This window comes from Rhodobacter sp. NTK016B (assembly GCF_017303295.1).
GTDB lineage: Bacteria > Pseudomonadota > Alphaproteobacteria > Rhodobacterales > Rhodobacteraceae > Pararhodobacter.
Genome location: NZ_JAFKOK010000004.1, coordinates 21,648 through 44,758, shown reverse-complemented (window position 1 = coordinate 44,758; position 23,111 = coordinate 21,648). Strand labels below are relative to the sequence as shown.

The following is a 23,111-nucleotide window of genomic DNA, read 5'->3' as shown; positions in this document are numbered from 1 at the left end:
CACGAATCCCGCCGGGATCAAACCCTCGCCGCCATATGCGCCGGCACAGCTCGCATCTTTGTTCCGGAAATATCCTCGGGGGGTGAATTTGGCGCAGCCAAAGAGGGGGGCAGACAGCCCCCCTGCCCCATCACGCCGCGCGGGGCTGCGGCGGGCCTGCGACGGTGCGGCGGATCATCGGGCTCAGCGCCACCAGCACGATGACGATCGAGAACAGGCACCAGATCGCCGGCACCTCGTTGGGGTTCGAGGTCAGCAAGCCCGCCGCCACCGGCCCTGCCAGCAAATGAAAGATGACCAGCCGCCACGCGCCGTAGACAAGCGGCAGCGCGAAAGCCACCAGCATATAGCTCGGAAACCCCCAATGCGTGCCGGTCGCCTGTTCGAGCGGTACAAGCAGCCCGTTATAGGGCACATCCCAAGCCTGATGCCAGTCGCCCGACACGGTACACAGCCGCTCGGCGCAGAGCTGCGAGCCGGGCGCGCAGGCGCCGGCCCATTCGAACGGATAAAGCTGCATCAACATCAGCACCGAAGACGCGGCGCAGAGCGAAAAGACCCAGACCTTCATCATGTTGCTGACGGGCCTCGCCACCAGCGCCATGGCGAAGGCGTTGATGAAAAGCGGCTGGAAGACGATATGCATCACGCTCAGCCACGTGACCGTTTCGTTGACCGGCGTGCCGCATTGGTCGATCACCGCGTAGCCCGCGACCTGCAGCGCCTCCATTAGGGTGAAATAGCCCAGCGTCACCGGGATCGCGAGCGGATCCTTGCGGCGCGCGGTCACCACCGTGCCCGCACCGCCAAGCGCCACCATCGCGGCGGATACCCCCATCGTCCAACACATGCGCCTGTCCCCGTCTTTTCTGGTTCGGGTCACTCAAGCATGCGTGGGGGCGGCGTGGCAAATACTCAATGCGCGGGCTTGTTGCCGCCCGTCACGGCGCTTATCGCCGGATTGATCACCCATGTGGCGAGCGGGATCAGCAAAAGCCCGTAGATCAAGCCGAAGATCCCGTCGAAGAACGCGGTCACCGCCCAGGCGACGAAGCCTTCCGAGCGGGCCACGGCATGGGCCACCGCTTCGGCCTGATGGTGGATCCAGTCATAGATCGCGCTCAGCCCGAAGACGTCGAGCCCGTGGATGATGATCGAGCCGCCGACCCAGATCATCGCCGCCGTGCCCACGATCATCAGCGCCTTCATGAACCACGGCATGAAGCGCACGATGCCGCGTCCCAGCGCGCGGGTCAGCGACAGGTTGCCCACGCGCGCCAGCCACAGGCCGAAATCATCGGCTTTCACGATCAGCGCGACGCCGCCATAGACGGCGATGGTGATACCGATCCCGGCGATGGCCAGCGCCGAGGCCTCGATCCACAGCGGCTGATCGGGGTCGAGATTGGACAGGATGATCGTCATGATCTCGGCCGAGAGGATGAAATCCGTTTTGATCGCGCCTTTGACCTTCTGTTCTTCCAGATGATCGGGGTTCACGTCTTTGACCTGTCCGTCGGCATGGGGCGCGTGGGGGCGGAACAGGTGATAGACTTTCTCGGCCCCTTCGAAACACAGATACGAGCCGCCCAGCATCAAAAGCGGGGTGATCAGCCACGGCGCAAAGGCCGAAAGCAGCAGTGCCGCGGGCAACAGGATCAGCAGCTTGTTGCGGATCGAGCCGAGGGCGATCTTGCCGACGATGGGCAATTCGCGCGCCGGGGCGAAGCCGTGGACATATTTCGGCGTGACGGCGGCATCGTCGATCACGGCGCCCGCGGCCTTGGCCCCGGCCTTGGCCGCCTGTCCGGCGATGTCGTCGATCTGGGCCGCGGCCACCTTGGCGATGCCCGCCACGTCATCGAGTAGCGCCAGAAGTCCGCTCATATCCGCCCCGTTCTTGGTCTGCGGCCAAGGTAGGGGGAAGCGGGGTCCTGTCAAGCGCGCGGCTCGACCTGCGGGGCGCGCAATGCTAGATCCCGACCACCCAAGCAAGGAGCGTTCCCATGACCCTGTCCGTCTATCTGAGCGGCGAAATCCACACCGATTGGCGCGAACAGATCGTCGCCGGGGCCAAGGGGCTGGACGTTACCTTCAACGGTCCGGTGACCGATCACGCGGCGTCGGATGATTGCGGCGTGGCGATCCTCGGGGCCGAGGACAGCAAGTTCTGGCACGACCATAAGGGCGCGAAGGTCAACGCGATCCGCACGCGCAAGGGGATAGCGGATGCGGATGTCGTCGTCGTGCGCTTTGGTGAGCAGTACAAGCAGTGGAATGCCGCCTTCGACGCGGGATATGCTGCGGCCCTTGGCAAGTCGCTGATCATCCTGCAGCGCCCCGAGCATGACCATGCGCTCAAAGAGGTGGACGCCGCCGCGCTGGCCGTCGCGCGCGAGCCCGCGCAGGTGGTCGAGATCCTGCGCTACGTCCTGACCGGCGCCCTGCCCGGCTGACCGCGTCCCGCGTCAGCCGCTCAGTCGATCGGCCAGAAAGGCCGCGAGCGGCAGCATCGGCAGGCATAGCAGCGTCTGCCATGTCAGGATCGCGGCGTAGAGCTCGGCATCGCCGCCCATCTGCCGCGCGACGACATACCCATTCGCCGCGGCCGGGACCGCGAAGACGAAGGTTCCGGCAAGGAACGCCGCATGCGGCAGGCCCATCGCCCAGGCACAGGCGGCAAAGGCCAGCGGGCCAAGAACCGGGCGCAACATCAGCCCCGCCCACATCGGCCCCGAAGCCGAGACAAGCCTGCGCGGCATCAGCCCGGCGCCCACGCAGAGCAGCCCGACCGGCAAGGCCGCCGCCGCCGCCATGCCCAGCGTTTTCAAAAGCACCTCGGGCACCGGTACCTGCAGCAGATTGAGCGCGAGCCCCAGAAGCGAGGCCTGCACCATTGGGTTGCGCAAGACACTGACGAGCAGCGCGGACAACCCGGTGCGGGCGCCTGCGGGCGGCGTGCCCCAGATTTCCAGCACGAGGATATTCACCATGTTGATGACGGCAATCGTGGCCGCCATCGCCACCGCCAGCCATGCCAGCGCCTCGGGTCCCGCGAATTGCTCGGCGGCGCTGAGGGCGATGAAGGCGTTCCAGCGGGTGCCGGCCTGAAAGATCGTCGTGAAGCTGGCGTCACTCAGCCCCGGCAGGACCAGGCGCCACGCGAAAGCCCCCGCCGCTGCCAGCACCAGAACCACCAGTAAGAGCGGCACGAAGGGGCCCGAGGCGACCTCACCCAGATCGGCGCGGTAGATGGCATAGACCACCATCGCCGGGATCAACAGCCGAAAGCCCAGCGTGTCAATCCCTGCCCAGAGCGGCTGGGCAATGGTGCCGCTCACGCGCAGCGCGTAGCCCGCGCCCACAAGCAAAAGCACCGGCAGGATCGGCAGGATGAGGGACATGAGGGAAGGACCTTGGGACTCTGGATCGGGCGGAATCGCCGCGCGGCGCACGCTAGGCCCTGCAGCGGGGACGAGCAAGCGGCAGCGCCGCACGAATGCCGTGCACGGATGCAGGGCTGCTTTGCGGGGCATTGGCCCGTGGTTTCGCTGCGGCTTGCATGGGGGGCGCCCTCTTGCACAGATCGCCGGAATGCTCCACAAAACCCCAAACCGCGCGCCCAGTCCAACCCGTGCGCGCCCGCGTAAGAACAAAGGCGATCTCCATGCTCGACACGAATGCGAAACCGACCGAGGAACTGGATGTCCGCGAGGTCTTCGGCATCGACACCGACATGAAGGTGAAAGCGTTCGCCGAGGGCTCGGACCGGGTGCCCGAACTCGACCCGACCTACAAATTCGATCCCGACACCACGCTCGCGATCCTGGCCGGTTTTACCTATAACCGCCGGGTGATGATCCAGGGCTATCACGGCACGGGTAAATCCACCCATATCGAGCAGGTCGCGGCGCGGCTGAACTGGCCGACGGTGCGCGTGAACCTCGACAGCCATATCAGCCGGATCGACCTGATCGGCAAGGACGCGATCAAGCTGCGCGACGGCAAACAGGTGACCGAGTTCCACGAAGGCATCCTGCCCTGGGCGCTGCGCAACCCCTGCGCCATCGTGTTCGACGAATACGATGCGGGCCGCGCGGATGTTATGTTCGTGATCCAGCGCGTGCTCGAGCATGACGGCAAGTTGACGCTGCTGGACCAGAACGAGATCATCACGCCCCACCCCGCCTTCCGTCTGTTTGCGACGGCCAACACCGTGGGCCTGGGCGATACGACGGGCCTCTATCACGGCACGCAGCAGATCAACCAGGCGCAGATGGACCGCTGGTCCCTCGTCGCTACGCTGAACTACCTGAGCCACGACGCCGAAAGCGCGATCGTGCTGGCCAAGAACCCGCATTACAACAACGCCAAGGGCCGGCAGGAAATCAGCCAGATGGTGACGGTCGCAGATCTGACGCGCACGGCCTTCATGAAGGGCCAGCTGTCGACGGTGATGTCGCCCCGGACGGTCATCAACTGGGCCGAGAACGCGCGCATCTTCCGCAATATCGGCTACGCGTTCCGCCTGACCTTCCTCAACAAATGCGACGAGCTCGAGCGCCAGACGGTCGCCGAATTCTACCAGCGCTGCTTTGGCGAGGAACTGCCGGAATCGGCGGCGAGCGTCGCTCTGGGCTGATCCCTGCGCTTTTTGCACGGTTCTGGAAAAACGCCCCTCGGGGCGTTTTTTCGTGTCCGCTGGAATGGCTGCATGATGCGACGTCAAGCCAGACGCCGGTTGCGGAAACAAAAATGGCGGCCCCCGCAGGGACCGCCATTTCTGACCTCGGACAGTGCGAAACCGTCTGAGACGGGACTCAGGCCGAGCGGGCAGCCATCGTCGCGCGGGTCCACCAGTCCAGCTCGTCCAGCATCGCCTTGGCCGAATCGCCGATCGTCGGCTCGATATCGGTCATCGGCTTGTTCTGCTGACCCAGCGGGTGAACCGCGAAGAAGTCGGCGCCAGCGATATGGACGGCCGCGCGGGTCGACGCCATCTGCAGCTCGACACCGATGGTGCGCATGTGCTCGGCGGCGCGCGACGCACCGAGAGCGCCATAGCCGACGATCCCGAAGGCTTTGCGGTTCCACTCGACATAGGCCTGATCGAGCGCGTTCTTCAGAGCGCCGGTGATCGATCGGTTATACTCGGCCAGCACGAAGATATAGCCGTCGAACTCGCCCACTTTCTTCTGCCACGCGACCGCTTTGGGGTCTTCCGACGGCATCCAGGCGTTCGAGGCCATCTCGTTGAAGAGCGGCAGGTCATAGTCTTTCAGATCGAGCAGCTCGACATCCCAGTCGGGATGCAGTTCCTTGGCCTTGGCCAGGATCCACTCGGCGGGCGTGGCGCCGAAACGCGAGTCGCGGGTCGAGCTGATGACAACGGCAATACGGGGATTGGACATGGGGGTCTCCTGTCTGTTGGTCAGTATCTTGCTGTCCCCCAGATCGTGCGCCGCGGCGCAAATGTCAGTTCCCCAGAGCCGCACATGCCTTGTGCATCCGTGCAAAGCGCCAAGGCGGCGGAATGGGCGCGCGCGACGGCGGCCCGCACGGCGCTCGCCCCTTGTTCCCACCGCGCTTGAATGATTTACCTGTGAGCGAAGGAGCGCGAGCGCGTGTGCCCCCGGCTCCACCCCCTAATTGCCGAATGGTCCCCGCGACACGATGCAGAAGAACTCCGACAACCCCGCCGATCCGTTCAAGAAGGCGCTGACCGAAGCGACGCGCACCTTGTCGAACGATTCCGATGTCGCGGTCAGTTTCACCGTCGATCCGCCGGGCATGACCAAGGAATCGATGCGCCTGCCGCAAATCACCCGCCGCATGACCCGCGACGAGGTGCTGCTGGCGCGTGGCACGGCGGACAGTTTCGCGATGAAGCGGCGCTATCACGACGATGGCGTCCATGCGCGCTACATGCCGCAGGGCCAGATGGCGCGCGATCTCTACGAAGCGATGGAAACCGCCCGCTGCGAGGCCGTCGGCGCGCAGCACATGCCCGGCACCGCGTCCAATATCGACGCGCGCATCGCGCACGAGGCCGAGCGCAAGGGCTACGCGCAGATCCGCAGTCAGGCCGAGGCGCCGTTGTCGGTCGCGGCGGGCTATCTGATCCGCGAAATGGCCTCGGGGCGGCCCCTGCCCAAGGGCGCCGAGACAGTGGCCGAGATGTGGCGCCCGTTCTTCGAGCAGCAGGCGAGCGGCACGCTCGAATCGCTCGACGATACGCTGGGCGATCAGGCTAGCTTCGCCAGGCTTGCCCGCAAGGTGATCGAGGATCTGGGCTACGGCGACCAGCTGGGCGACGATCCCGACGATATGGGCGACGAGCCCGAGGGAAACGAGGACGAGCAGGAAGAAGCCGCCGACGACCCGGAATCGCAAGGCGACGACGACAGCCAGCAGGACGAAACCGAGCAATCGGATGACGGCCCGCAGGAAGAGACGGCCGAGACCGAAACGGTCATGGACGACCAGTCCGAGGACGAAATGTCCGAAGAGACCGAGATGCCGCAGGCCGAAGCTCCGCCCGAGCCGCCCGCGCCGCAGCCGATCTCGGATGCCGACCCGACCTATGCCGTCTTCACCACGAAATTCGACGAGGAAATCGCCGCCGAGGATCTGGCCGAGCCTGCCGAGCTGGAACGTCTGCGCGCCTATCTGGACCAGCAGCTCGAGCCGCTGAAAGGCGCGGTGAGCCGCCTTGCCAACAAGCTGCAGCGCCGCCTGCAGGCGCAGCAGAACCGCAGCTGGGAATTCGACAAAGAGGAAGGCATCCTCGATGCCGGGCGTCTTGCGCGTGTGGTGGCGAACCCGACAACGCCTTTGTCCTTCAAATGGGAAAAGGACACCGAGTTTCGCGATACCTGCGTGACGCTTCTGTTGGACAATTCCGGCTCGATGCGCGGCCGTCCGATCTCGATCGCCGCGATCTGCGCTGATGTTCTCGCCCGCACGCTCGAACGCTGCCAGGTCAAGGTCGAGATCCTTGGCTTCACCACCCGCGCGTGGAAAGGCGGCCAGTCGCGCGAGCAATGGCTGGCCGAGGGCCGCAAGCAATCGCCGGGCCGTCTGAACGACCTGCGCCACATCGTCTACAAGGGCGCCGACGCGCCGTGGCGGCGGGTGCGTGACAATCTGGGCCTGATGATGAAAGAGGGCCTGTTGAAGGAGAACATCGACGGCGAGGCGCTGGAATGGGCGTATCGGCGGATGATGGCGCGGCGCGAGCAGCGCAAGATCCTGATGGTGATCTCGGACGGGGCGCCGGTCGACGACTCGACGCTGTCGGTCAACGCCGCGAATTTCCTCGAAAAACACCTGCGCGACGTGATCGCCATGGTGGAAAAGCGCAAGGCGGTGGAGTTGCTGGCCATCGGTATCGGCCATGACGTGACCCGCTATTACGAGCGTGCGGTGACGATCACCGATGTCGAGCAGCTGGCGGGTGCGATGACCGAGCAACTGGCGGCTTTGTTCGATGCCGATCCTCGCGCGCGGGCGCGGGTGATGGGGATGAGCACAATCGCCCGACGCTAAGCCCCAGCGCCCAAACTTCTGACCCTGATGGCCCGCGCCGGGCCTGTGTGACCCTTCGGACGCGAGAGAGCCATGTTTCAGACCTATACCGCCTCGACCCGCCCTTCGGATGGCCCGCCCCGGCTGGCCGCTTTGCGCACAGAGCTGAACTCGCGGGGCCTTGGCGGGTTCATCGTGCCGCGCTCGGACGCGCATCAGGGCGAATATGTCAGCGACCACGACGCGCGGCTGGCTTGGCTGACCGGTTTCACCGGCTCGGCCGGGTTCTGCATCGTGCTGCCCGCGATCGCGGGTGTATTCGTCGATGGCCGCTACCGGCTGCAGGTGCGCGACCAGATCGCCATCCCCGATTTCACGCCGGTCGACTGGCCCGAAATCCAGCCCGCCGACTGGCTGCGCGAACATGCGCCCGAAGGCGCGGTGATCGGCTTCGATCCGTGGCTGCACACGCCCGACGAAATCGACCGCATCGCCAGCGGGCTGGCGGGAAGCGGCCTGAGCCTTCAGGCGGTCGACAGCAATCCGCTCGATGCGATCTGGCAAGACCAGCCCGCGCCTGCGGCGGGCGTCGTGCGCGAGCACCCGCTTGATCTGGCCGGGAAATCCGGCGCGGACAAGCGCGCTGAGCTGGCCGCCGGGCTGAAGCGCGACGGGATCGCGGCAAGCGTCGTCACGTTGGCCGACAGTCTTGCATGGCTGATGAACTGGCGCGGCTCGGACATCATCCGCAATCCCGTGGTGCAGGGTTTCGCGATCCTGCATGACGATGCGCGGCTCGATCTTTTCATCGATCCCGCCAAAGTTTCGCAGATCCCCGAAGAAAACGGCGTAACACGGCGGCCTGTTTCGGATTTCCCCGAAGCGTTGCGCGCCCTCAACGGCGCTGCGCGCTTCGATCCCGCAACCGCACCGGTCGCGGTGAAGACCGCGCTGGCCGACGGCGTGCCGGGCGCCGATCCCTGCCTGATGGCCAAGGCGATGAAGAACCCCGCCGAGCTGGACGGGATGCGCGCGGCGCATCGGCGCGACGGCGCGGCGATGGTCGAGTTCCTGTGCTGGTTCGATGCCAACGCGCTGGCGGGGCTGACGGAAATCGACATGGCCCGCAAGCTCGAAGAGTGCCGCGCCGCGACCGACGACCTGCTGGATCTGAGCTTCGATTCCATTTCCTCGACCGGCCCCAACGCCGCGATCAACCATTACCGCGTGACCGAGGAGACCAACCGGCGGCTGGAGCCGGGCGATCTGTTCCTGATCGATTCGGGCGGCCAATATCCCGATGGCACCACCGATATCACCCGCACCCTGCCCGTGGGCGTGGTCGATTCCGAGCGTCGCGACGCCTATACCCGCGTCCTGCAAGGCATGATCGCGCTAAGCCGCGCGCGCTTCCCGCGGGGCGTCGCGGGTGGCCATCTGGATGCGCTGGCGCGCTATCCGCTGTGGCTGGCCGGGCAGGATTTCGACCATGGCACGGGCCATGGCGTCGGCGCGGCGCTCAGCGTGCATGAAGGGCCTGTGCGGATCAGCCGTCTGTCGACCCTGCCATTGCAGCCGGGGATGATCCTGTCGAACGAGCCGGGCTATTACCGCGCCGGCGGCTGGGGCATCCGGATCGAGAACCTCGTCATCGTGCGCGAGGCCGCCCCTCTGGGCGACAATCGCAAGATGCTGGATTTCGAGACGATCACGCTCTGCCCGATCGACAAGCGGCTGATCGTGGCCGAGATGCTGAGCGGCGACGAAATCGCTTGGCTCGATGCCTATCACGCGTGGGTCGAGGCGGAATTGTCCCCGTTGGTCTCGCCCGAGGCACGCGACTGGCTTGAGAAAGCCTGCGCGCCGCTTACGAGCAGCTAAGCACCCAGACGTCGTAGCGGGGATGGTCGAGCGCGTTCAGCGCCGGGCTCGACCCGATCATCCAGCCCTGAAACACCCGCTCTTCGCTGCGCGTATCGGTGATCGTCAGGAAGGCGAACGCGTCCGAGGCCGGATTGTCGGCCGGATAACGGCAGGCGGTCAACGCGACCGAGAGGCGCCCGTAGCGAATGGTTTCGCCCACCGCGATGGGCAGATCGGCGATATCGCCCGAAACCTTGTCGAGCCCGCGAAGCACCGCCTGCGTTCCGGTCGAGACCTGCGGCCCGTCGGGGCGCTGTCCCTGCCCCTCTTCCACCGTGCCAAGCGGGGCCCATTCGACCGGACCTTCCCCCAAGGGCCGCCATTCCACCTGCGCCTGCGCCATGGGGGCGGCGACCAGCACAGCAGCGGTCATCACAGCGCAGATCATTGCGCGGATCATTGCGCAACCTCGGAGGCGTCCGAGCCGGTAAAGGCGCGCAGCAACAGGGTGATCAGGCTGACCGCGCTCTGGGTGTCCTGAAAGCTGTCGCCGGGCTCGAGATTGTCGAAATCGCCGCCGGGCAGGATTTCCACGAACGTGCCGCCCAGAATGCCCTCGGACGCAACCTGAATCGTCGAATCGAGCGGCAGGGCCAGATCCTGCTGGATCGCCACGGTCAGCTGCGCGCGGAAGCTTTGCGGGTCGAGCGTCAGCGCGGTTACGCTGCCGATCTTGACGCCGCCCAGCCGGACCTCTGTCCCCGGACGCACGCCTTCTGCCGAGCGGAACGAGGCATGCAGGTCATAGCTGTCGGATTGGGTCAGGACGGTGCCCGTGCTACGCAGCGCAAAGACCACGAACACGATCGCGGCGACCATGACCAAGGCCCCCAGCGCGACCTCCCAGGCGCGATAAGCCATCGGTTACTCGGGCTGCCAGGCTTCGTAATCGCGGCGCTCGACCGGAGCGTTGCGAATGGATCCCGGCGGCGCATAAGCGGCCATCGTGCCGGTGAAATTCTCGTGGTGCGGCTTTTCCCAGGCCTTGTGGACAAGCGGGCGCTCGGTCGGCGGCTCGTCCCAGGTGCCGTGCAGCCAGCCATGCCATTCCGGGTCGATGCGCGAGGCTTCGGTTTCGCCGTTATAGATCACCCAGCGGCGTTTGCCGTCGGCGGTCTTGTAGAAGACGTTGCCCTGGCTGTCCTCGCCCACTTTGACGCCCTTGCGCCAGGTGAAAAGCTGCGTGCCGATGGTCTGGCTGTTCCACCATGTCAGGATGCGAAGCAGGAATTTCATGGCGAGGCCCCCGAGGATCTGCATTTGCCCTGACATATGAACCAAGTCGGGCGGGAAATAAAGCCCCGCCGCGTCGCGGCGAAGCCGGTGGGGCGGGTTTCCCCGCCCCTTTTCAGGCGCGCGTCACTGCACGACCGAGACGTCGACCATCACGTCAGGCTCGCCCTGAACGGCGCCGTTCTGACCCCGGCCCAGCTTGATCTGGTCGAGCACGTCGAGCCCTTCGATCACCTGACCCAGCACGGTGTACTGACCATTCAGATACGAAGCTTCGTCGAACATGATGAAGAACTGGCTGTTGGCCGAATTGGGCGACTGGCCGCGGGCCATGCCCACGACGCCACGCACGAACGGCTCATCGCTGAACTCGGCCGGCAGGTCGGGCAGGTCCGAGCCACCATAGCCCGCGCGCGACCGGTCGCCATCCATGCGGCCGTATTGCACATCACCGGTCTGCGCCATGAAGCCCGACATCACGCGGTGAAAGACCACGCCGTCATAGGCGCCGCTTTCGGCCAGATCGATCACCCGCGCGACATGCTGCGGCGCAAGATCGGGGCGCAGGGCGATGCGGATCGTGCCATTGGCCTCGCCCGCGACCTGAATGACCAGTTCGGGCGCATCGGCGGGCGGCTGGGTCTGGGCGACGGCGCCCAGCGGCAGCAGGCTGAAGGCTGCAGCCAGAAGGAGATTACGACGCAGCATCGGCAGCCACTTTCATCGAGATCATCTTGTCCGGATTCGCGGGCGGCTCGCCACGGGTGATGGCATCGACATGCTCCATCCCCGAGACGACACGACCATAGACGGTGTATTGACGGTTCAGGAAGTGGTTGTCGCCGAAATTGATGAAGAACTGACTATTGGCCGAGTTCGGGTTCTGCGACCGCGCCGCGCCCAGCGTGCCCCGATCATGCGGAACGCCAGAAAATTCCTGCTTCAGATCCGGCAGATCCGAACCGCCCGTGCCCGCGCGACGCAGGTTGAAGCCGTCTTTGTCGGCATTGCCATGCTCGACATCGCCGGTCTGGGCCATGAAGCCGTCGATCACGCGGTGGAAGACCACGCCGTCATAGGCCCCGGCGCGCGCCAGTTCCTTGATGCGCGCGCAATGCAGCGGCGCGATATCGGGCATCAGTTCGATGGTGACGGTGCCGTCCTTGAGTTCAATCAGGAGGGTGTTTTCGGGGTCCTTGATCTCGGCCATGCCGGTCTCCTTTCGGGATTTTGGCGCAACTTATCGCGGCCCGCGCCCGAGGGGAACGGGACATCGTCGAAAATCGCGTAATCAATCGGGCGGGTCGTCGCTTATGCCGCGCGCGACAGGGCGCGGGCCATGTAATCCGACAGCCACGCCACCTGCCCCGCATCCAGATGCAGCCCCAGCTTGCCGCGCCGCCACAGAACATCATCGGCGGTGCGGGCGTATTCATGCGCGATCAGCCAGTCCACTTCGCGCGCGGTCAGCGTCGCGCCGAAATCGGCCCCCAGATCCTCGGCACTGCCGGCGCCGTTCAGGATCGATTTGGCCTCGGTTCCATACGCCTGAACCAACCGCTGCGCCCAGCGTTGCGTGAGAAACGGGTATTCCGCGCGCAGATCGGCCGTCAGGTCAGGCACGCCATCGACCGGGAAATCGCCGCCCGGCAATGCCACGCCCGCCGTCCAGTCGCCCGGCATCGGCAGATGCGCTGCAAGCTTGTGCAGCGCCGATTCCGCGAGTTTGCGATAGGTCGTGATCTTGCCCCCAAACACGTTGAGAACCGGCGCGCCGGCGCTGGTATCGAGGTCGAGCACATAATCCCGCGTCGCCGCCGTGGCGCTGCGCGCGCCGTCATCATAGAGCGGCCGCACGCCGGAATAGGTCCAGACGACATCCTCGGGCCGGACCGCGCGTTTGAAATACTCGGACGCGAAGGCGCAGAGATAATCGCGCTCGTCATCGGTGCAGCGGGGCGGCGTATCGGGGTCGGAATGCTCGGCATCGGTGGTGCCGATCAGGGTGAAATCCTGCTCGTAGGGAATGGCGAAAATGATCCGCCCGTCCTTGCCTTGGAAGAAATAGGCCCGGTCATGGTCATAAAGCTTGCGCGTGACGATATGCGAGCCGCGCACCAGCCGGATGCTGGCCTCGGTATTCTTGCCCAGCACACCATGCACCACCTCGGCGGCCCAAGGACCGGCGGCATTGACCAGCGCCTTGGCGCGGACGCTCTGTGTGCCCATGCTGACGCGCCAGTGATCGCCCTCGGCGCGGGCTTGCGTCACCTCGGTGCGGGTCAGAACCGTTGCGCCGCGCGCCTCGGCATCGCGGGCGTTCAGCACCACCAGACGCGCATCCTGCACCCAGCAATCCGAGTATTCATAGGCGGTCTTGAAATGCTCTTTCAGCGGCCCGCCTTCGGGCGCGTGGTCGAGATCCAGCTTGCGCGTGCCGGGCAGGATCTTGCGCCCGCCCAGATGGTCATACAGGAACAGACCCAGCCGGATCAGCCAGCGCGGGCGACGGCCCTTCATCCACGGCATGAAGGTCGATAAAAGCCGCGAGGTTGGCGTCTCGGAATCGAAGCGCATGTCCTTGTGATAGGGCAGCACGAAGCGCATCGGCCATGAGATATGCGGCATCGCGCGCAGCAGAACTTCGCGCTCGATCAACGCTTTGCGCACGAGGCCGATCTCGAAATATTCGAGATAGCGCAGCCCGCCATGGAACAGCTTGGTCGAGGCCGACGACGTCGCGCCCGCCAGATCGCCCTTTTCAACCAGCAGGACCTTCAGCCCCCGCCCTGCCGCATCGCGGGCGATACCGCAGCCATTAATGCCGCCGCCGATCACGACAAGATCGTACAACGCGTCGCCTGCCTCGGTCTGCAGGTCGGACTGCAGGTTGGTGTTCTGGGCTTCATTCTGCGTGGTCATGTTGCTTTCCACTGCGAGTCGCGCAATTTGGCGCGCGAAAATGTTCGTTTCTGCGCGATTATACGCGCTTTTGTGACGTTTCAACACCTCGCCCGGCAAAAATGATAGTCCATCCGAGGGTTTTTCACAGAACCAACGCGGTTCTGCGGTATGCGATCCGAAAATGCCCGAAAAGGATGCGACTCATGGCTCAGGGCTTTCGCCTGCCGGAAATCCTCGACATCGCCCGCTCGGAAGGACGGGTTACGGTGGACGATCTGGCCGTGCGGTTCGGCGTCACGGCGCAGACGATCCGCCGCGACCTTGCCGAACTGGACGATGCGGGCGAGCTGGAACGCGTGCATGGCGGCGCGATCCTGCGCTCGGGCGTGGTGAATATCGGCTATCAGGATCGCGCGGCGCTGAATGCCGAGGGCAAGCGTGCGCTCGCCCGGGCCTGCGCCGAGGCGATCCCGCACAACGCCGCGCTCTTCATCGCCATCGGCACCACGACCGAGGCCGTTGCGCGCGAGCTCCGGCGCCATGACGGGCTGATGGTTGTCACCAACAACCTGAACGTGGCGAATATTCTGGCCGAGAACCCGGCGGCACAGGTGATCGTGACCGGCGGCGCGCTCCGGCGTTCGGATGGCGGGCTGACCGGGCCGCTGACGCAGAACGCCATGGGCCAGTTCAAGGTGGATATCGCGGTGATCGGCTGCTCGGCGCTGGATGCCGAAGGCGACATGCTGGATTATGACGTGCAAGAGGTCGATGCGAGCCGCCGCCTGATCGCGCAGGCGCGGCGCACATGGCTGGTGGTCGATCACAGCAAGCTGTCGCGCACCGCGCCTGCGCGCATCGACTCGCTGCAAGTGATCGACACCGTTTTCACCGATTGCCCCCTGCCCCCGTCGCTGGCCACGAAATGCGCGGAATGGGGGACACGGATTGTGGTGCGCACCGTCGAGTGATCATAGCGCGTCACGCGCCGCCAGCCCTCGCATCGCGCCCGTAAGGTCGTGCAACAGGCTCTCGGCCATCGACCGGAAAACGCCCAGCTCGAAACTGTCCTCGCCCGTGCGGATCATGATCGCCTGCATATGCGCCAGCATCGAGCGCGCCGCGCTGCCAACCGCAAAGCTCTGCGCCCGCAGGTCAAGCGGGCAGAGCCGGGCCAGAACCGATACGGCATCCGGTCCCGATACTGTCAGCCACGCCCAGCCGTCGCTCTGATCGGTGGTGGCGGCGAGGCCGGTGAGGTCGGGCGCCGCGCTCCCCATCCAGAAAGCCTGCTCGCGCCCGGTCCAGACCAGCCGCGCGCCCGGCCCGTCGACCACGCAACCCGGCGCGGGAAAGGACAGCGGCGCCAGCGCGCGCGACAGGTCGCGACCAGGATACGGCGCGATCGCGGTGACCGGACCGGGGTCGAAGGCCGTCAGCGTCGCGCGTCCAATGGTTAGGGGCAGACCGGTGAAGGCCGCTGTCGGTGTTAGGTTAACCACGCATCCGCCCTCCGTCCGGATCGAAGAATACCGGGTCGCAGATCTCGACCAGAACCTTACGGCGGCGCAGCCCGTCATCGAGGCGGATCACCTCGCCATGCCTTGCCCGGCCGTTCTTCACGAAACCCAAGCCCAGCCAGCATCCCAGAGTCGGCGACGGCGCGACCGAGGTGACGTAGCCCTGATTATACGCACGCTCGGCAGGGTCCTTTTCGTTGTACAGATGCGCCCCGGCGCTAAGCTCCTCGCCCTGATTGACCGGCATCAGGCCCACCAGCTGTTCGCGGTTCTCCAGAAGACCGGGACGTTGCGAGGCGGCCTTGCCGATGCAATCCTTGCCCGCGCTCACCATCCCCCCCAGACCGACATCGTCAGCGGTGACGCGACCGTGGATCTCGGCATGGGTCAGGAAGCCTTTTTCAACGCGCAGGACATTGAGCGCTTCCATCCCGTAGGCGCAGCCATCCTCGGCCTCGGCAGCCGCGACCAGCGCGTCGAACAGTGCGGCGCCGTACCGGGTGGGCACGGCAATCTCGTAGCCTTCTTCGCCCGAAAACGAGATCCGGAACAGCCGCGCGCCGATGCCATTCAGCGACAAAGCGCGGCAGCCCATGAAGGGCAGGTCCGGTGCAATACCAAGACGCTCGAGCACCGCTTTTGATTTCGGTCCGGCGACACAGAATTGCGCCCAGGATTCCGTCACCGAAATCAGCCGCACGTCCCACCCCGCGCAAAAGGCCTGATGCACGAAATCCATATGCCGCATCACCAGCCCAGCTGCGGCGGTCGTGGTGGTGACGAGGAAATGCTCAGACCCCAGCCGCGCGCAGGTGCCGTCATCCATGACGAACCCGTCTTCGCGCAGCATCAGACCATAGCGCACTTTGCCGGGTTTCAGCCCTGACATCGTATTGGTGTAGACCAGATCGAGGAACCGCCCCGCATCGGCGCCCTGCACATCGATCTTGCCCAGCGTCGAGACATCGGCGACGCCCGCATTGACACGCACCAGCCGCACCTCGCGGTCGCAGGCTTCGCGCCACGAGGTTTCGCCGGCGCGGGGGAAGTAGCTGGGCCGATACCACAGCCCTGCCTCGATCATAGGCGCGCCCATCGACCGGCTTTTCGCGTCCGAGGTCAGCAGACGCCGGGGCGCGAAGCCCTCGCCGCGCCCGCCCGCGCCGAGGGCCGCGATGGAAACCGGCACATAAGGCGGGCGATAGGTTGTCAGCCCGGTCTCGGCGATGCCCTGCCCGGTCGCATCGGCCAGCACCGCCAGCGCGGCCACGTTCGAGCTTTTGCCCTGATCCGGCGCCATGCCCTGCGTCGTGTAGCGCTTCATGTGCTCGACGGAGGTGAAGCCTTCCTGTGCCGCGCGTGTCACGTCCTTGGTCGTGACGTCATTGGCGAAATCGAGCCATGCGCGACCGCCCGCATCGACCGCCCAGAAGGGCGCGATGGCATAGGGCGCATCCTCGGCCTGCGGTACGACAATGGACGGCGGGCCAAGATCCAGCGCAGCCAGTGCCGCCAGCGCCTTGTCGCGCCCGTCGAGCAGCGCCGCGCGGGTGGACAGGAAACCCGCCGCCGCCCCGGCCGGTGTCAGACCCGGCGTGCGGTCATGGGGCATGACGAAACTTTGCAGCGCCGGTTCCCAGACCGGACGCGCGCCCAGATGGCAGGCCAGCGCGATCGTAGGGTTCCAGCCGCCCGCCAGCGCCAGCGTGCGCGCCGCGATCATCGAGGTGCCGCCGCCATGTTGCACCGCCACGTCGCGCAGGCCCAGACGGCCGCGCGTGCCGGTAACCCGCGCTTCGGGATAGACGGGAAAATCCTCGGTCACCGCGACGGGACGCGGATCGACATAGGCCGCGATCTCGACCCCTTGCGCCGTCAGAGCCCGCGCCGCCTGCAACCCGCTGTCGTTGTTGGAAAAGACCACCACCCGGCCCGGATTGACGCCGTAGCGTGCGAACTGCCCGCTCACCCCCGAGGCCAGCATCACCCCGGGCCGGTCATTGTCGGGATGCGCGATGGGACGCTCCAGCGCGCCGGTGGCGAGGATCGCGTGCCGCGCAACGATACGCCAGAAGCACTCGCGCGGGGCTTCGGACGAGGGGCGGTGCAGGCTGACACGCTCGAGCGCGCCGAACGTGCCGTGGTCGTAGCTGCCGGTGACGCTGGTGCGCGTCATCAGCCGGACGTTCGGCAGGCTTTGCAACTCGGCCATCACCGCCTCGACCCAAAGCGGCGCGGGCTGACCGTCGATCTGCGGCAGATCGGATAGCAGCCGTCCACCCGGTCGGGTGTCCTCGGTCGCCAAGATCACGTCGGCCCCGGCCCGCCCGGCCGTCAGCGCGGCCATCAACCCGGCGGGACCGGCGCCGACGATCAGCAGGTCGCAATGGGCAAAGGCTTTCTCATACGCCGCCTCGTCTTGGTGCCCCGACAGCCGTCCCAAACCGGCCGCGCGGCGGATCGCGGGTTCATAGAGCCGCTCCCAGAAAGCGCGCGGCCACATGAAGGTCTTGTAATAGAACCCCGCGCCCAGAAACGGCGACAGCCGGTCGTTCACGGCCAGCAGATCGAAGCCCAGCGGCCCGAGCCGGTTCTGGCTGCGCGCGTCGAGCCCCTCGTAGATCTCCTGCATCGTGGCGCGGACATTGGGGGTCTGTTGCGCCCCCTCATGGATCTCGACCAGCGCCGAGGGTTCTTCGGATCCCGCTGTCATCACGCCACGCGGGCGGTGGTACTTGAAGGACCGCGCCATGAGCCGCTGCCCATTCGCCAGAAGCGCCGAGGCGAGCGTATCGCCGTGGAACCCCTCGAACGCTTCGCCGTCAAAAGTGAAGCGCACCGGGCGAGTGCGGTCGATCAGCAGGCCCTTGCCGGGAAAGCGAAACGGCTGGGTCATGCGTGCCGTCCTGCCACGGCTTGCACCGAATGAACGGCATGAGTGACAGTATCGCGCTCGACTTCCAGCCAGCTCTGACATGGGTCGTGATACCAAAGATCGCGCGTTTTCCCGGCGGGGTTGTCGCGCAGATGCAGATAGGCGTCCCACGCGTCCAGACCGGCCTCGGGCGCGGGGCGGTCGAGGTAATCGGCGGCGCCGTAATAGGTGAATTCGCGCCGGTCGCGCGGACCGCAGCAAGGACAGGCAAGGCGCATTCTCTACTCCTGACGGGCGCTTGGGGGACGGCGACGCATGACACTCATTCCATGCCCCGACATTCCTCGGGCGCAAGGCGGCGAAGCTGATGGCGGGTGATCGCCTGCCCTGGCGCTGCGATGTCGATATTGGCGGCTTCTGCGCCGAAGATCAGGAAGCGCCCGGTCGACAGCGCCACCCCCTCGCCGAGCGGTGCGATTGCCAGCGCGCCCTCGTCCACGCCTGACCGGCACAGCCCGTCGCGGCTGGAACACCAGACCGGCACTGACAGGCGCGCGCCGCCCAGTCCCGCCGCAGCCGCGCGCCCGCTATCGGGCAGCGTCACGCGAAACGTGCCGTCGGCTTGCGGAAAGGCATAGCCGTCGTCAGCGGGGTGCAAGAGCAGTCGCAGACCCAGCACCCCCTGCCCGTGCCCCATATCGGAATAGGTCATCCCATAGCAGCCTGGCTCGGGAAGCGGATGGGGTTGCCACAACGCCTGACAGATTTCGGGCGGCGCGGCACTCAGGCGATAGGTGGTTTCCTCGCCACGAGACTCGGCCAGATCCGAGCCGCCGCCGCAGGCTTCGCCCTCGCCCAAGGCAAAAAACCGGGTTGTGAGTTGCAGATCCCCGTCAGGCAGGATCGCGGTTTCGAAGATGCCCCCATCGCATTCGACGTAACAGGACTGATCGGCGTCGCAGAGCGCGTATTGCGTCAGCACTTCGCCGCCCACCCCGTCGCGCGCGCCCTGCCCTTGATCGGCCATACGGGCCTCGACCAGAGCGGCGTGGCTGTCAGCCTCCGCGCTTTCGTCGAAAAACCACAGCCGCAACGCCGCGACGCCCTGATTGGGATGCTCGGCCAGATGCTGAGCGGAGTATTCGCGTGCGTAGCAGCCCCGCGCTGGCGTCTCGGCCAGAGCCGGTACCGCGCCCCCAACCGCCGCAAACGCGATCAGCGCGGCAAGGCCCGTCCGTGCCTCAATGCAGGTTGTGTTGCGACCCTGTGCCTTCTTCATCCATCAATCCTTGTCCGGTGCGGAAACGGTCGAGTCGAAAGCCCTCGGCCACCTTGTGCGGCGCGCCGGTCGCCATCAGATGCGCAAGGCACCAGCCCGAGGCGGGTACGGCCTTGAACCCCCCGTAATTCCAGCCGCAATTCAAATAGAGACCGTCAATCGGCGTGCGGTCGATGATCGGCGAGCCGTCGGGCGACATGTCCATGATCCCGCCCCACGAGCGCAGCACCTTCGCGCGCCCGATCATCGGCATCAGGGTCATGCCCGCTTCCATCACATGCTCGACCATCGGCAGGTTGCCGCGCGCCGCATACGAGGCGTAGAAATCCAGATCGCCGCCAAAGACCAGCCCGCCTTTGTCAGACTGGCTGATATAGAAATGCCCCATGCCGAAGCTCACGACATGGTCGATCACCGGCTTCAGCCCTTCGGTGACGAAGGCCTGCAGAACGTGGCTTTCGATGGGCAGCCGCATCCCCGCCATCGCCGCGACCTGGCTTGAGCGTCCGGCGGCGACCATCGCCACTTGTCTGGCCCGGATCGGCCCGCGCGTGGTCTGAACGCCGGTGACACGCCCGTTGACGGTATCGATCCCCGTCACCTCGCAGCGCTGGATCAGGTCCACGCCCAGCCGGTCGGCGCCGCGCGCATAGCCCCACGCGACCGCATCGTGGCGCGCGGTGCCGCCGCGCGGGTGATAGAGGCCGCCATAGATCGGAAAGCGCCCCTGTTCGAAATCGAGATAGGGCAGTTTCTCGCGCACCCCCTCGCGGTCGAGCAGCACCGCATCGTCACCCTGCGCCAGCATCGCGTTGCCGCGCCGCACGAAGGCATCGCGCTGGCCGTCCGAATGGAACAGATTGATGAGGCCGCGCTGCGAATGCATGACATTATAGTTCAGCTCGGCTTCCAGCCCTTCCCACAGTTTCAGCGAATGGCTGTAGAATTCGGAATTGCCGGGCAGGAAATAATTCGCGCGCACGATCGTGGTGTTGCGCCCGACATTGCCACCGCCGAGATAGCCTTTCTCAAGCACGGCAATGTTGCGCAACCCGTGATTTTTGGCGAGGTAATAGGCCGTCGACAGGCCATGCCCGCCGCCGCCGATGATGACGATATCATAGTCGGGCTTCGGCTCGGGCTGACGCCATGCGGGCGTCCAGCCCCGGTTTCCCGTCAGCCCCTGCGCGAAGACGCGTAGCCCTGAATACCGCATTGCCTGCCCCTTGGTTCGTGCCCCCAGACAAGCGCGTCGGCCCTGACAAGACAAGCATTATCCGCAGATGCGGGAAGCGGGCCCGGGTCAGCCTGCCCCGCGGGCGCCGGCGGTATCCAGCTCGCCCGTCACGCCCGCCGGGTGGTCGGCAATGCAGCGCGCGTGGTCCGACAGGGTCTCGATCACCCGGCAATGCGCGGTGTCGGTATGGTCGCAGCCCGAGACCATGCGCTCGAGTTCCATCTCGAGCGCATGCAAAGCCGCGATCCGGGCGCGCACCGCTGACAGATGCCGCCGCGCCAGCGAATCGGCGGGCGCGCAAGAGGCCCCGGGCTGGCCCTGCAGCGCCAGAAGCTCGGCGATGTCTTCCAGCCGGAAGCCCAGATCGCGGGCATGGCGGATGAAACCCAGCCGCTCGACCGTCGCCGCATCATACATCCGGCGCCCGGAATCGCTGCGCGGCGGGGCGGGCAGCAGGCCGCGTTCCTCGTAGTACCGGATCGTAGTCACCTTGATGCCGCTCTGGCGCGCGGCCTCGCCGATGGAAATTTCGCGCATGAGACAATTTTCCGCTTGCTTCTACAGTCGCTGTAGAAAGTAGGACGTGCTCAACACGAAACAAGCGGAGGGCCGGATATGCCCCATGACCATTCCCATGACGAGATCGATTTCGACGGCACCGGCCCCGCCTATCGCCGCGCGCTGATCGCGGTCATCATCCTGAACGGCGGGCTGTTTCTGGTCGAGATGACAGCGGGCGCGCTGGCGGGAAGTCGGGCGCTGCAGGCCGACGCGCTGGATTTTGCCGCCGACGCGCTGACTTACGGGCTGTCGCTGGCGGTGATCGGACGGTCGCTGCAACTGCGGGCGCGCGTGGCGCAGCTCAAGGGCCTGTCGCTGGCCGTGATGGGGCTGGCGGTGCTGGGCTTTGCGATCAGCGACATGCTGGGCCCCGAAGTGCCCCGCGCCGAGGTGATGGGTGCCGTAGGCTTTGCCGCGCTCGCGGCGAATGTGGCCTCGGTTCTGATTCTGATGCGCTGGCGCGACGGCGATTCCAACGTACGTTCGGTCTGGCTGTGTTCGCGCAATGACGCGATCGGCAATATCGCCGTGATGGGCGCCGCGCTGATGGTCGCCTGGACCGGATCGGGCTGGCCCGACCTGATCGTCGCCGCGGCGATGGCGGGGTTGTTCCTGTCGTCCTCGCTCCAGATCCTGAGAAAGGCAGCGCAGGAACGCGCGCATGGCCATCACCACCACGGCTGAGCCCTAACGGCGGCGGTCCGCCAGATGCAGCGCCGCCGCCCCCAGCCGATACCCGGCGCCCCGCACTTTGCGCAGGGCGTCGGTTTTCGCCACCGGCAGCGCGGGCAGCGCCGATTGCAAGCCAAGCGCCGTGCGCGCCAGTTCCCGGCCCAGCACCGTGCCCGGTCCGATCCCGCGCCCGTTAAAGCCGGTCACACCGTAGGCTCCCGGCCCGGTCTCGACCATCCGGGGGACAGCATCGGGCGTCGTGCCGATGCGCCCGAACCAGCGATGCGCAAAGGGAATGCCCGACAGCTGCGGAAACAGGCGGCGCATCTGACGGCTGGCCCAGGCTTCGTGAAAAGCCGTATCGACGCGGCCCAGCTGACCGACCGAACCGATGATGAAGCGCCCCGCCGCGTCGAGCCGGAACGAGGTCAGAACCGTCGCGGTATTCCACGCTCCCTCGCCGCCCGGCAGGATCGTCTTGCGCAGATCCTCGGGCAAGGGATCGGTGGCGAAGTTGAAATACGGCATGATCGTCAGCGACTCGTTTGCCGCAGGCCCCGTGCCATAGGTATTGCCCGCCCAGATCACCCGTGCCGCACTGACCTTGCCGTGCGCGGTCTCAAGCACCCAGCGCCCGCCCTGCGCCCGCGCGCCAGTCACGCGGCTGGGCGCATGGATCACCGCGCCCGCTTTCAGCGCCGCGCGCGCAAGTCCCCGTGCATAGCCAAGCGGCTGGATCGTCCCCGCGCGCGGATCGAACAGCGCGCCGAGATAATGCCCTGTGCCGGTGCGCGCCCGTGTTTGCGACGCATCGAGCAGCGACACCGCGACCTGCCGTCCCTGCCATTGCCGCGCACGTTCTTCCAGCGCGCGCAGCCCGGCGGGATCGGTGGCGCAATGCAGCGTACCGGCGGGGCGCGCCTCGCAATCGATGGCGTGGCGCTCGACGGTATCCCAGACGGCAGCGGGCGCGGCGCTGAGCAGGTCCAGAAGCCCGCTTTCCACGCCCGCGCGCGCTTCGACTTCGTCCGGCATCAGCCAGAGGCCCGCATTCACCAGCCCGACATTGCGCCCCGACCCGCCCGCGCCGACGCCCTCGGCTTCCAGCACCACGACGCGCGCCCCGGCCTGCGCCGCTTCGAGCGCAGCGGAAAGCCCGGTATAGCCCGCCCCGACAATGGCAAGATCGACCTCGATCTCGCCTGTCAGCGGCTCAAGCGGCGGAAAATCGGGGGCGGTGATGGCCCAAAGGCCCGGCGTGTCGCGTGTCATGGTTCCCCGGCAGGCTTGTCTTGAGCCGAGCCTGTTCACCCGAAGCGGCGCGGTCAAGACTTGCCATTCGGCGCGACCTGCGACGCGGCGTCACCCACGGGCCGAGGC

The 23,111-nt window shown here is 66.2% G+C and carries 23 protein-coding genes; 6 read left to right on the top strand and 17 right to left on the bottom strand.

The features are described 5' to 3' along the window. Positions 1–130: 130 nt before the first annotated feature. Together JI664_RS06360 and JI664_RS06355 are read right to left on the bottom strand one after the other, a co-directional pair. The gene (locus JI664_RS06360) at positions 131–850 is read right to left on the bottom strand and encodes a DUF5765 domain-containing protein (protein ID WP_207012898.1); all 720 of its coding nucleotides are present in this window, start codon (positions 848–850) and stop codon (positions 131–133) included. A gap of 65 nt (positions 851–915) precedes the next feature. Continuing rightward, positions 916–1,887, bottom strand: coding sequence for a DUF808 domain-containing protein (locus JI664_RS06355; protein WP_207012897.1), 972 nt, complete (start codon positions 1,885–1,887; stop codon positions 916–918). A 119-nt stretch (positions 1,888–2,006) separates the two neighbouring features. Between JI664_RS06355 and JI664_RS06350 the strand changes: the two genes are divergently transcribed. Continuing rightward, positions 2,007–2,456, top strand: a complete 450-nt coding sequence (locus tag JI664_RS06350; protein WP_207012896.1) for a YtoQ family protein — start codon at positions 2,007–2,009, stop codon at positions 2,454–2,456. 12 nt (positions 2,457–2,468) lie between these two features. Here the strand turns inward: JI664_RS06350 and JI664_RS06345 are convergent, their stop codons facing one another. Beyond that, entirely contained in the window at positions 2,469–3,404 is a 936-nt protein-coding gene (locus JI664_RS06345; RefSeq protein WP_207012895.1) for an AEC family transporter, read from the bottom strand. A 263-nt stretch (positions 3,405–3,667) separates the two neighbouring features. Here JI664_RS06345 and cobS point away from each other — a divergent pair, with 263 nt between their 5' ends. Next, positions 3,668–4,642 (top strand): cobaltochelatase subunit CobS, encoded by a 975-nt coding sequence (cobS, locus tag JI664_RS06340; RefSeq protein ID WP_207012894.1) that lies wholly within the window; start codon positions 3,668–3,670, stop codon positions 4,640–4,642. A 178-nt stretch (positions 4,643–4,820) separates the two neighbouring features. Here cobS and JI664_RS06335 read toward each other — a convergent pair whose 3' ends face one another. Then, positions 4,821–5,411 carry an NADPH-dependent FMN reductase gene (locus JI664_RS06335; protein WP_207012893.1) on the bottom strand — a complete coding sequence of 197 codons (591 nt, stop codon included), beginning with the start codon at positions 5,409–5,411 and terminating at the stop codon, positions 4,821–4,823. A 262-nt stretch (positions 5,412–5,673) separates the two neighbouring features. On the opposite strand from JI664_RS06335, the gene cobT reads away from it, so the two are divergent. Continuing rightward, on the top strand, positions 5,674–7,548 hold the full coding sequence (gene cobT, locus JI664_RS06330; protein ID WP_207012892.1) for a cobaltochelatase subunit CobT: 1,875 nt from the start codon (positions 5,674–5,676) through the stop codon (positions 7,546–7,548). Positions 7,549–7,620: 72 nt separating this feature from the next. Beyond that, a complete protein-coding gene (locus JI664_RS06325) occupies positions 7,621–9,408 on the top strand; it encodes an aminopeptidase P family protein (RefSeq protein WP_207012891.1) in 1,788 nt (595 codons plus the stop codon). On the opposite strand, the gene JI664_RS06320 is transcribed toward JI664_RS06325, so the two are convergent. The 6 genes from JI664_RS06320 to glpD form a co-directional block, all read right to left on the bottom strand. After that, positions 9,395–9,850: a DUF2155 domain-containing protein gene (locus JI664_RS06320; RefSeq protein WP_286173900.1), complete on the bottom strand. Its 456-nt coding sequence runs from the start codon at positions 9,848–9,850 to the stop codon at positions 9,395–9,397. The two genes, JI664_RS06325 and JI664_RS06320, sit on opposite strands and share 14 nt — an antisense overlap. Further along, positions 9,847–10,311, bottom strand: coding sequence for an outer membrane lipid asymmetry maintenance protein MlaD (gene mlaD, locus JI664_RS06315; RefSeq protein WP_207012890.1), 465 nt, complete (start codon positions 10,309–10,311; stop codon positions 9,847–9,849). The genes JI664_RS06320 and mlaD overlap by 4 nt, the downstream gene beginning before the upstream one ends. Before the next feature lie 3 nt (positions 10,312–10,314). Beyond that, positions 10,315–10,686, bottom strand: a complete 372-nt coding sequence (locus JI664_RS06310) for an NADH:ubiquinone oxidoreductase subunit NDUFA12 (protein WP_207012889.1) — start codon at positions 10,684–10,686, stop codon at positions 10,315–10,317. 123 nt (positions 10,687–10,809) lie between these two features. Next, positions 10,810–11,391: a peptidylprolyl isomerase gene (locus JI664_RS06305; protein ID WP_207012888.1), complete on the bottom strand. Its 582-nt coding sequence runs from the start codon at positions 11,389–11,391 to the stop codon at positions 10,810–10,812. After that, positions 11,378–11,893: a peptidylprolyl isomerase gene (locus tag JI664_RS06300; RefSeq protein WP_207012887.1), complete on the bottom strand. Its 516-nt coding sequence runs from the start codon at positions 11,891–11,893 to the stop codon at positions 11,378–11,380. Before JI664_RS06300 ends, JI664_RS06305 begins: the two co-directional genes overlap by 14 nt. A gap of 101 nt (positions 11,894–11,994) precedes the next feature. After that, positions 11,995–13,605 carry a glycerol-3-phosphate dehydrogenase gene (gene glpD, locus JI664_RS06295; RefSeq protein ID WP_207012886.1) on the bottom strand — a complete coding sequence of 537 codons (1,611 nt, stop codon included), beginning with the start codon at positions 13,603–13,605 and terminating at the stop codon, positions 11,995–11,997. 185 nt (positions 13,606–13,790) lie between these two features. Between glpD and JI664_RS06290 the strand changes: the two genes are divergently transcribed. Next, complete coding sequence (locus tag JI664_RS06290) at positions 13,791–14,558, top strand: DeoR/GlpR family DNA-binding transcription regulator (protein WP_207012885.1); 768 nt, start codon at positions 13,791–13,793, stop codon at positions 14,556–14,558. On the opposite strand, the gene JI664_RS06285 is transcribed toward JI664_RS06290, so the two are convergent. The 6 genes from JI664_RS06285 to JI664_RS06260 form a co-directional block, all read right to left on the bottom strand. Then, positions 14,559–15,089 (bottom strand): sarcosine oxidase subunit gamma, encoded by a 531-nt coding sequence (locus tag JI664_RS06285; RefSeq protein ID WP_349768690.1) that lies wholly within the window; start codon positions 15,087–15,089, stop codon positions 14,559–14,561. After that, positions 15,082–18,003, bottom strand: coding sequence for a 2Fe-2S iron-sulfur cluster-binding protein (locus JI664_RS06280; RefSeq protein WP_207012883.1), 2,922 nt, complete (start codon positions 18,001–18,003; stop codon positions 15,082–15,084). The genes JI664_RS06285 and JI664_RS06280 overlap by 8 nt, the downstream gene beginning before the upstream one ends. Then, on the bottom strand, positions 18,000–18,260 hold the full coding sequence (locus JI664_RS06275) for a sarcosine oxidase subunit delta (RefSeq protein WP_207012882.1): 261 nt from the start codon (positions 18,258–18,260) through the stop codon (positions 18,000–18,002). Before JI664_RS06275 ends, JI664_RS06280 begins: the two co-directional genes overlap by 4 nt. 44 nt (positions 18,261–18,304) lie before the next feature. Continuing rightward, positions 18,305–19,261 carry a hypothetical protein gene (locus JI664_RS06270; protein ID WP_207012881.1) on the bottom strand — a complete coding sequence of 319 codons (957 nt, stop codon included), beginning with the start codon at positions 19,259–19,261 and terminating at the stop codon, positions 18,305–18,307. Continuing rightward, complete coding sequence (locus JI664_RS06265; protein ID WP_207012880.1) at positions 19,224–20,477, bottom strand: sarcosine oxidase subunit beta family protein; 1,254 nt, start codon at positions 20,475–20,477, stop codon at positions 19,224–19,226. The genes JI664_RS06270 and JI664_RS06265 overlap by 38 nt, the downstream gene beginning before the upstream one ends. A gap of 87 nt (positions 20,478–20,564) precedes the next feature. Beyond that, positions 20,565–21,035 carry a MerR family transcriptional regulator gene (locus JI664_RS06260; RefSeq protein ID WP_207012879.1) on the bottom strand — a complete coding sequence of 157 codons (471 nt, stop codon included), beginning with the start codon at positions 21,033–21,035 and terminating at the stop codon, positions 20,565–20,567. A gap of 78 nt (positions 21,036–21,113) precedes the next feature. Here JI664_RS06260 and JI664_RS06255 point away from each other — a divergent pair, with 78 nt between their 5' ends. After that, the gene (locus tag JI664_RS06255) at positions 21,114–21,743 is read left to right on the top strand and encodes a cation transporter (protein ID WP_207012878.1); all 630 of its coding nucleotides are present in this window, start codon (positions 21,114–21,116) and stop codon (positions 21,741–21,743) included. Between the two features lie 3 nt (positions 21,744–21,746). Here the strand turns inward: JI664_RS06255 and JI664_RS06250 are convergent, their stop codons facing one another. Next, complete coding sequence (locus JI664_RS06250) at positions 21,747–23,003, bottom strand: NAD(P)/FAD-dependent oxidoreductase (protein WP_207012877.1); 1,257 nt, start codon at positions 23,001–23,003, stop codon at positions 21,747–21,749. Between the last annotated feature and the right edge of the window lie 108 nt (positions 23,004–23,111).

What these genes read in the sequence shown, in the direction of transcription:
- JI664_RS06360 (WP_207012898.1), bottom strand. Translation starts at nt 850, where the DNA reads ATGTGTTGGACGATGGGGGTATCCGCCGCGATGGTGGCGCTTGGCGGT.
- JI664_RS06355 (WP_207012897.1), bottom strand. Translation starts at nt 1,887, where the DNA reads ATGAGCGGACTTCTGGCGCTACTCGATGACGTGGCGGGCATCGCCAAG.
- JI664_RS06350 (WP_207012896.1), top strand. Translation starts at nt 2,007, where the DNA reads ATGACCCTGTCCGTCTATCTGAGCGGCGAAATCCACACCGATTGGCGC.
- JI664_RS06345 (WP_207012895.1), bottom strand. Translation starts at nt 3,404, where the DNA reads ATGTCCCTCATCCTGCCGATCCTGCCGGTGCTTTTGCTTGTGGGCGCG.
- cobS (WP_207012894.1), top strand. Translation starts at nt 3,668, where the DNA reads ATGCTCGACACGAATGCGAAACCGACCGAGGAACTGGATGTCCGCGAG.
- JI664_RS06335 (WP_207012893.1), bottom strand. Translation starts at nt 5,411, where the DNA reads ATGTCCAATCCCCGTATTGCCGTTGTCATCAGCTCGACCCGCGACTCG.
- cobT (WP_207012892.1), top strand. Translation starts at nt 5,674, where the DNA reads ATGCAGAAGAACTCCGACAACCCCGCCGATCCGTTCAAGAAGGCGCTG.
- JI664_RS06325 (WP_207012891.1), top strand. Translation starts at nt 7,621, where the DNA reads ATGTTTCAGACCTATACCGCCTCGACCCGCCCTTCGGATGGCCCGCCC.
- JI664_RS06320 (WP_286173900.1), bottom strand. Translation starts at nt 9,850, where the DNA reads ATGATCCGCGCAATGATCTGCGCTGTGATGACCGCTGCTGTGCTGGTC.
- mlaD (WP_207012890.1), bottom strand. Translation starts at nt 10,311, where the DNA reads ATGGCTTATCGCGCCTGGGAGGTCGCGCTGGGGGCCTTGGTCATGGTC.
- JI664_RS06310 (WP_207012889.1), bottom strand. Translation starts at nt 10,686, where the DNA reads ATGAAATTCCTGCTTCGCATCCTGACATGGTGGAACAGCCAGACCATC.
- JI664_RS06305 (WP_207012888.1), bottom strand. Translation starts at nt 11,391, where the DNA reads ATGCTGCGTCGTAATCTCCTTCTGGCTGCAGCCTTCAGCCTGCTGCCG.
- JI664_RS06300 (WP_207012887.1), bottom strand. Translation starts at nt 11,893, where the DNA reads ATGGCCGAGATCAAGGACCCCGAAAACACCCTCCTGATTGAACTCAAG.
- glpD (WP_207012886.1), bottom strand. Translation starts at nt 13,605, where the DNA reads ATGACCACGCAGAATGAAGCCCAGAACACCAACCTGCAGTCCGACCTG.
- JI664_RS06290 (WP_207012885.1), top strand. Translation starts at nt 13,791, where the DNA reads ATGGCTCAGGGCTTTCGCCTGCCGGAAATCCTCGACATCGCCCGCTCG.
- JI664_RS06280 (WP_207012883.1), bottom strand. Translation starts at nt 18,003, where the DNA reads ATGACCCAGCCGTTTCGCTTTCCCGGCAAGGGCCTGCTGATCGACCGC.
- JI664_RS06275 (WP_207012882.1), bottom strand. Translation starts at nt 18,260, where the DNA reads ATGCGCCTTGCCTGTCCTTGCTGCGGTCCGCGCGACCGGCGCGAATTC.
- JI664_RS06270 (WP_207012881.1), bottom strand. Translation starts at nt 19,261, where the DNA reads ATGAAGAAGGCACAGGGTCGCAACACAACCTGCATTGAGGCACGGACG.
- JI664_RS06265 (WP_207012880.1), bottom strand. Translation starts at nt 20,477, where the DNA reads ATGCGGTATTCAGGGCTACGCGTCTTCGCGCAGGGGCTGACGGGAAAC.
- JI664_RS06260 (WP_207012879.1), bottom strand. Translation starts at nt 21,035, where the DNA reads ATGCGCGAAATTTCCATCGGCGAGGCCGCGCGCCAGAGCGGCATCAAG.
- JI664_RS06255 (WP_207012878.1), top strand. Translation starts at nt 21,114, where the DNA reads ATGCCCCATGACCATTCCCATGACGAGATCGATTTCGACGGCACCGGC.
- JI664_RS06250 (WP_207012877.1), bottom strand. Translation starts at nt 23,003, where the DNA reads ATGACACGCGACACGCCGGGCCTTTGGGCCATCACCGCCCCCGATTTT.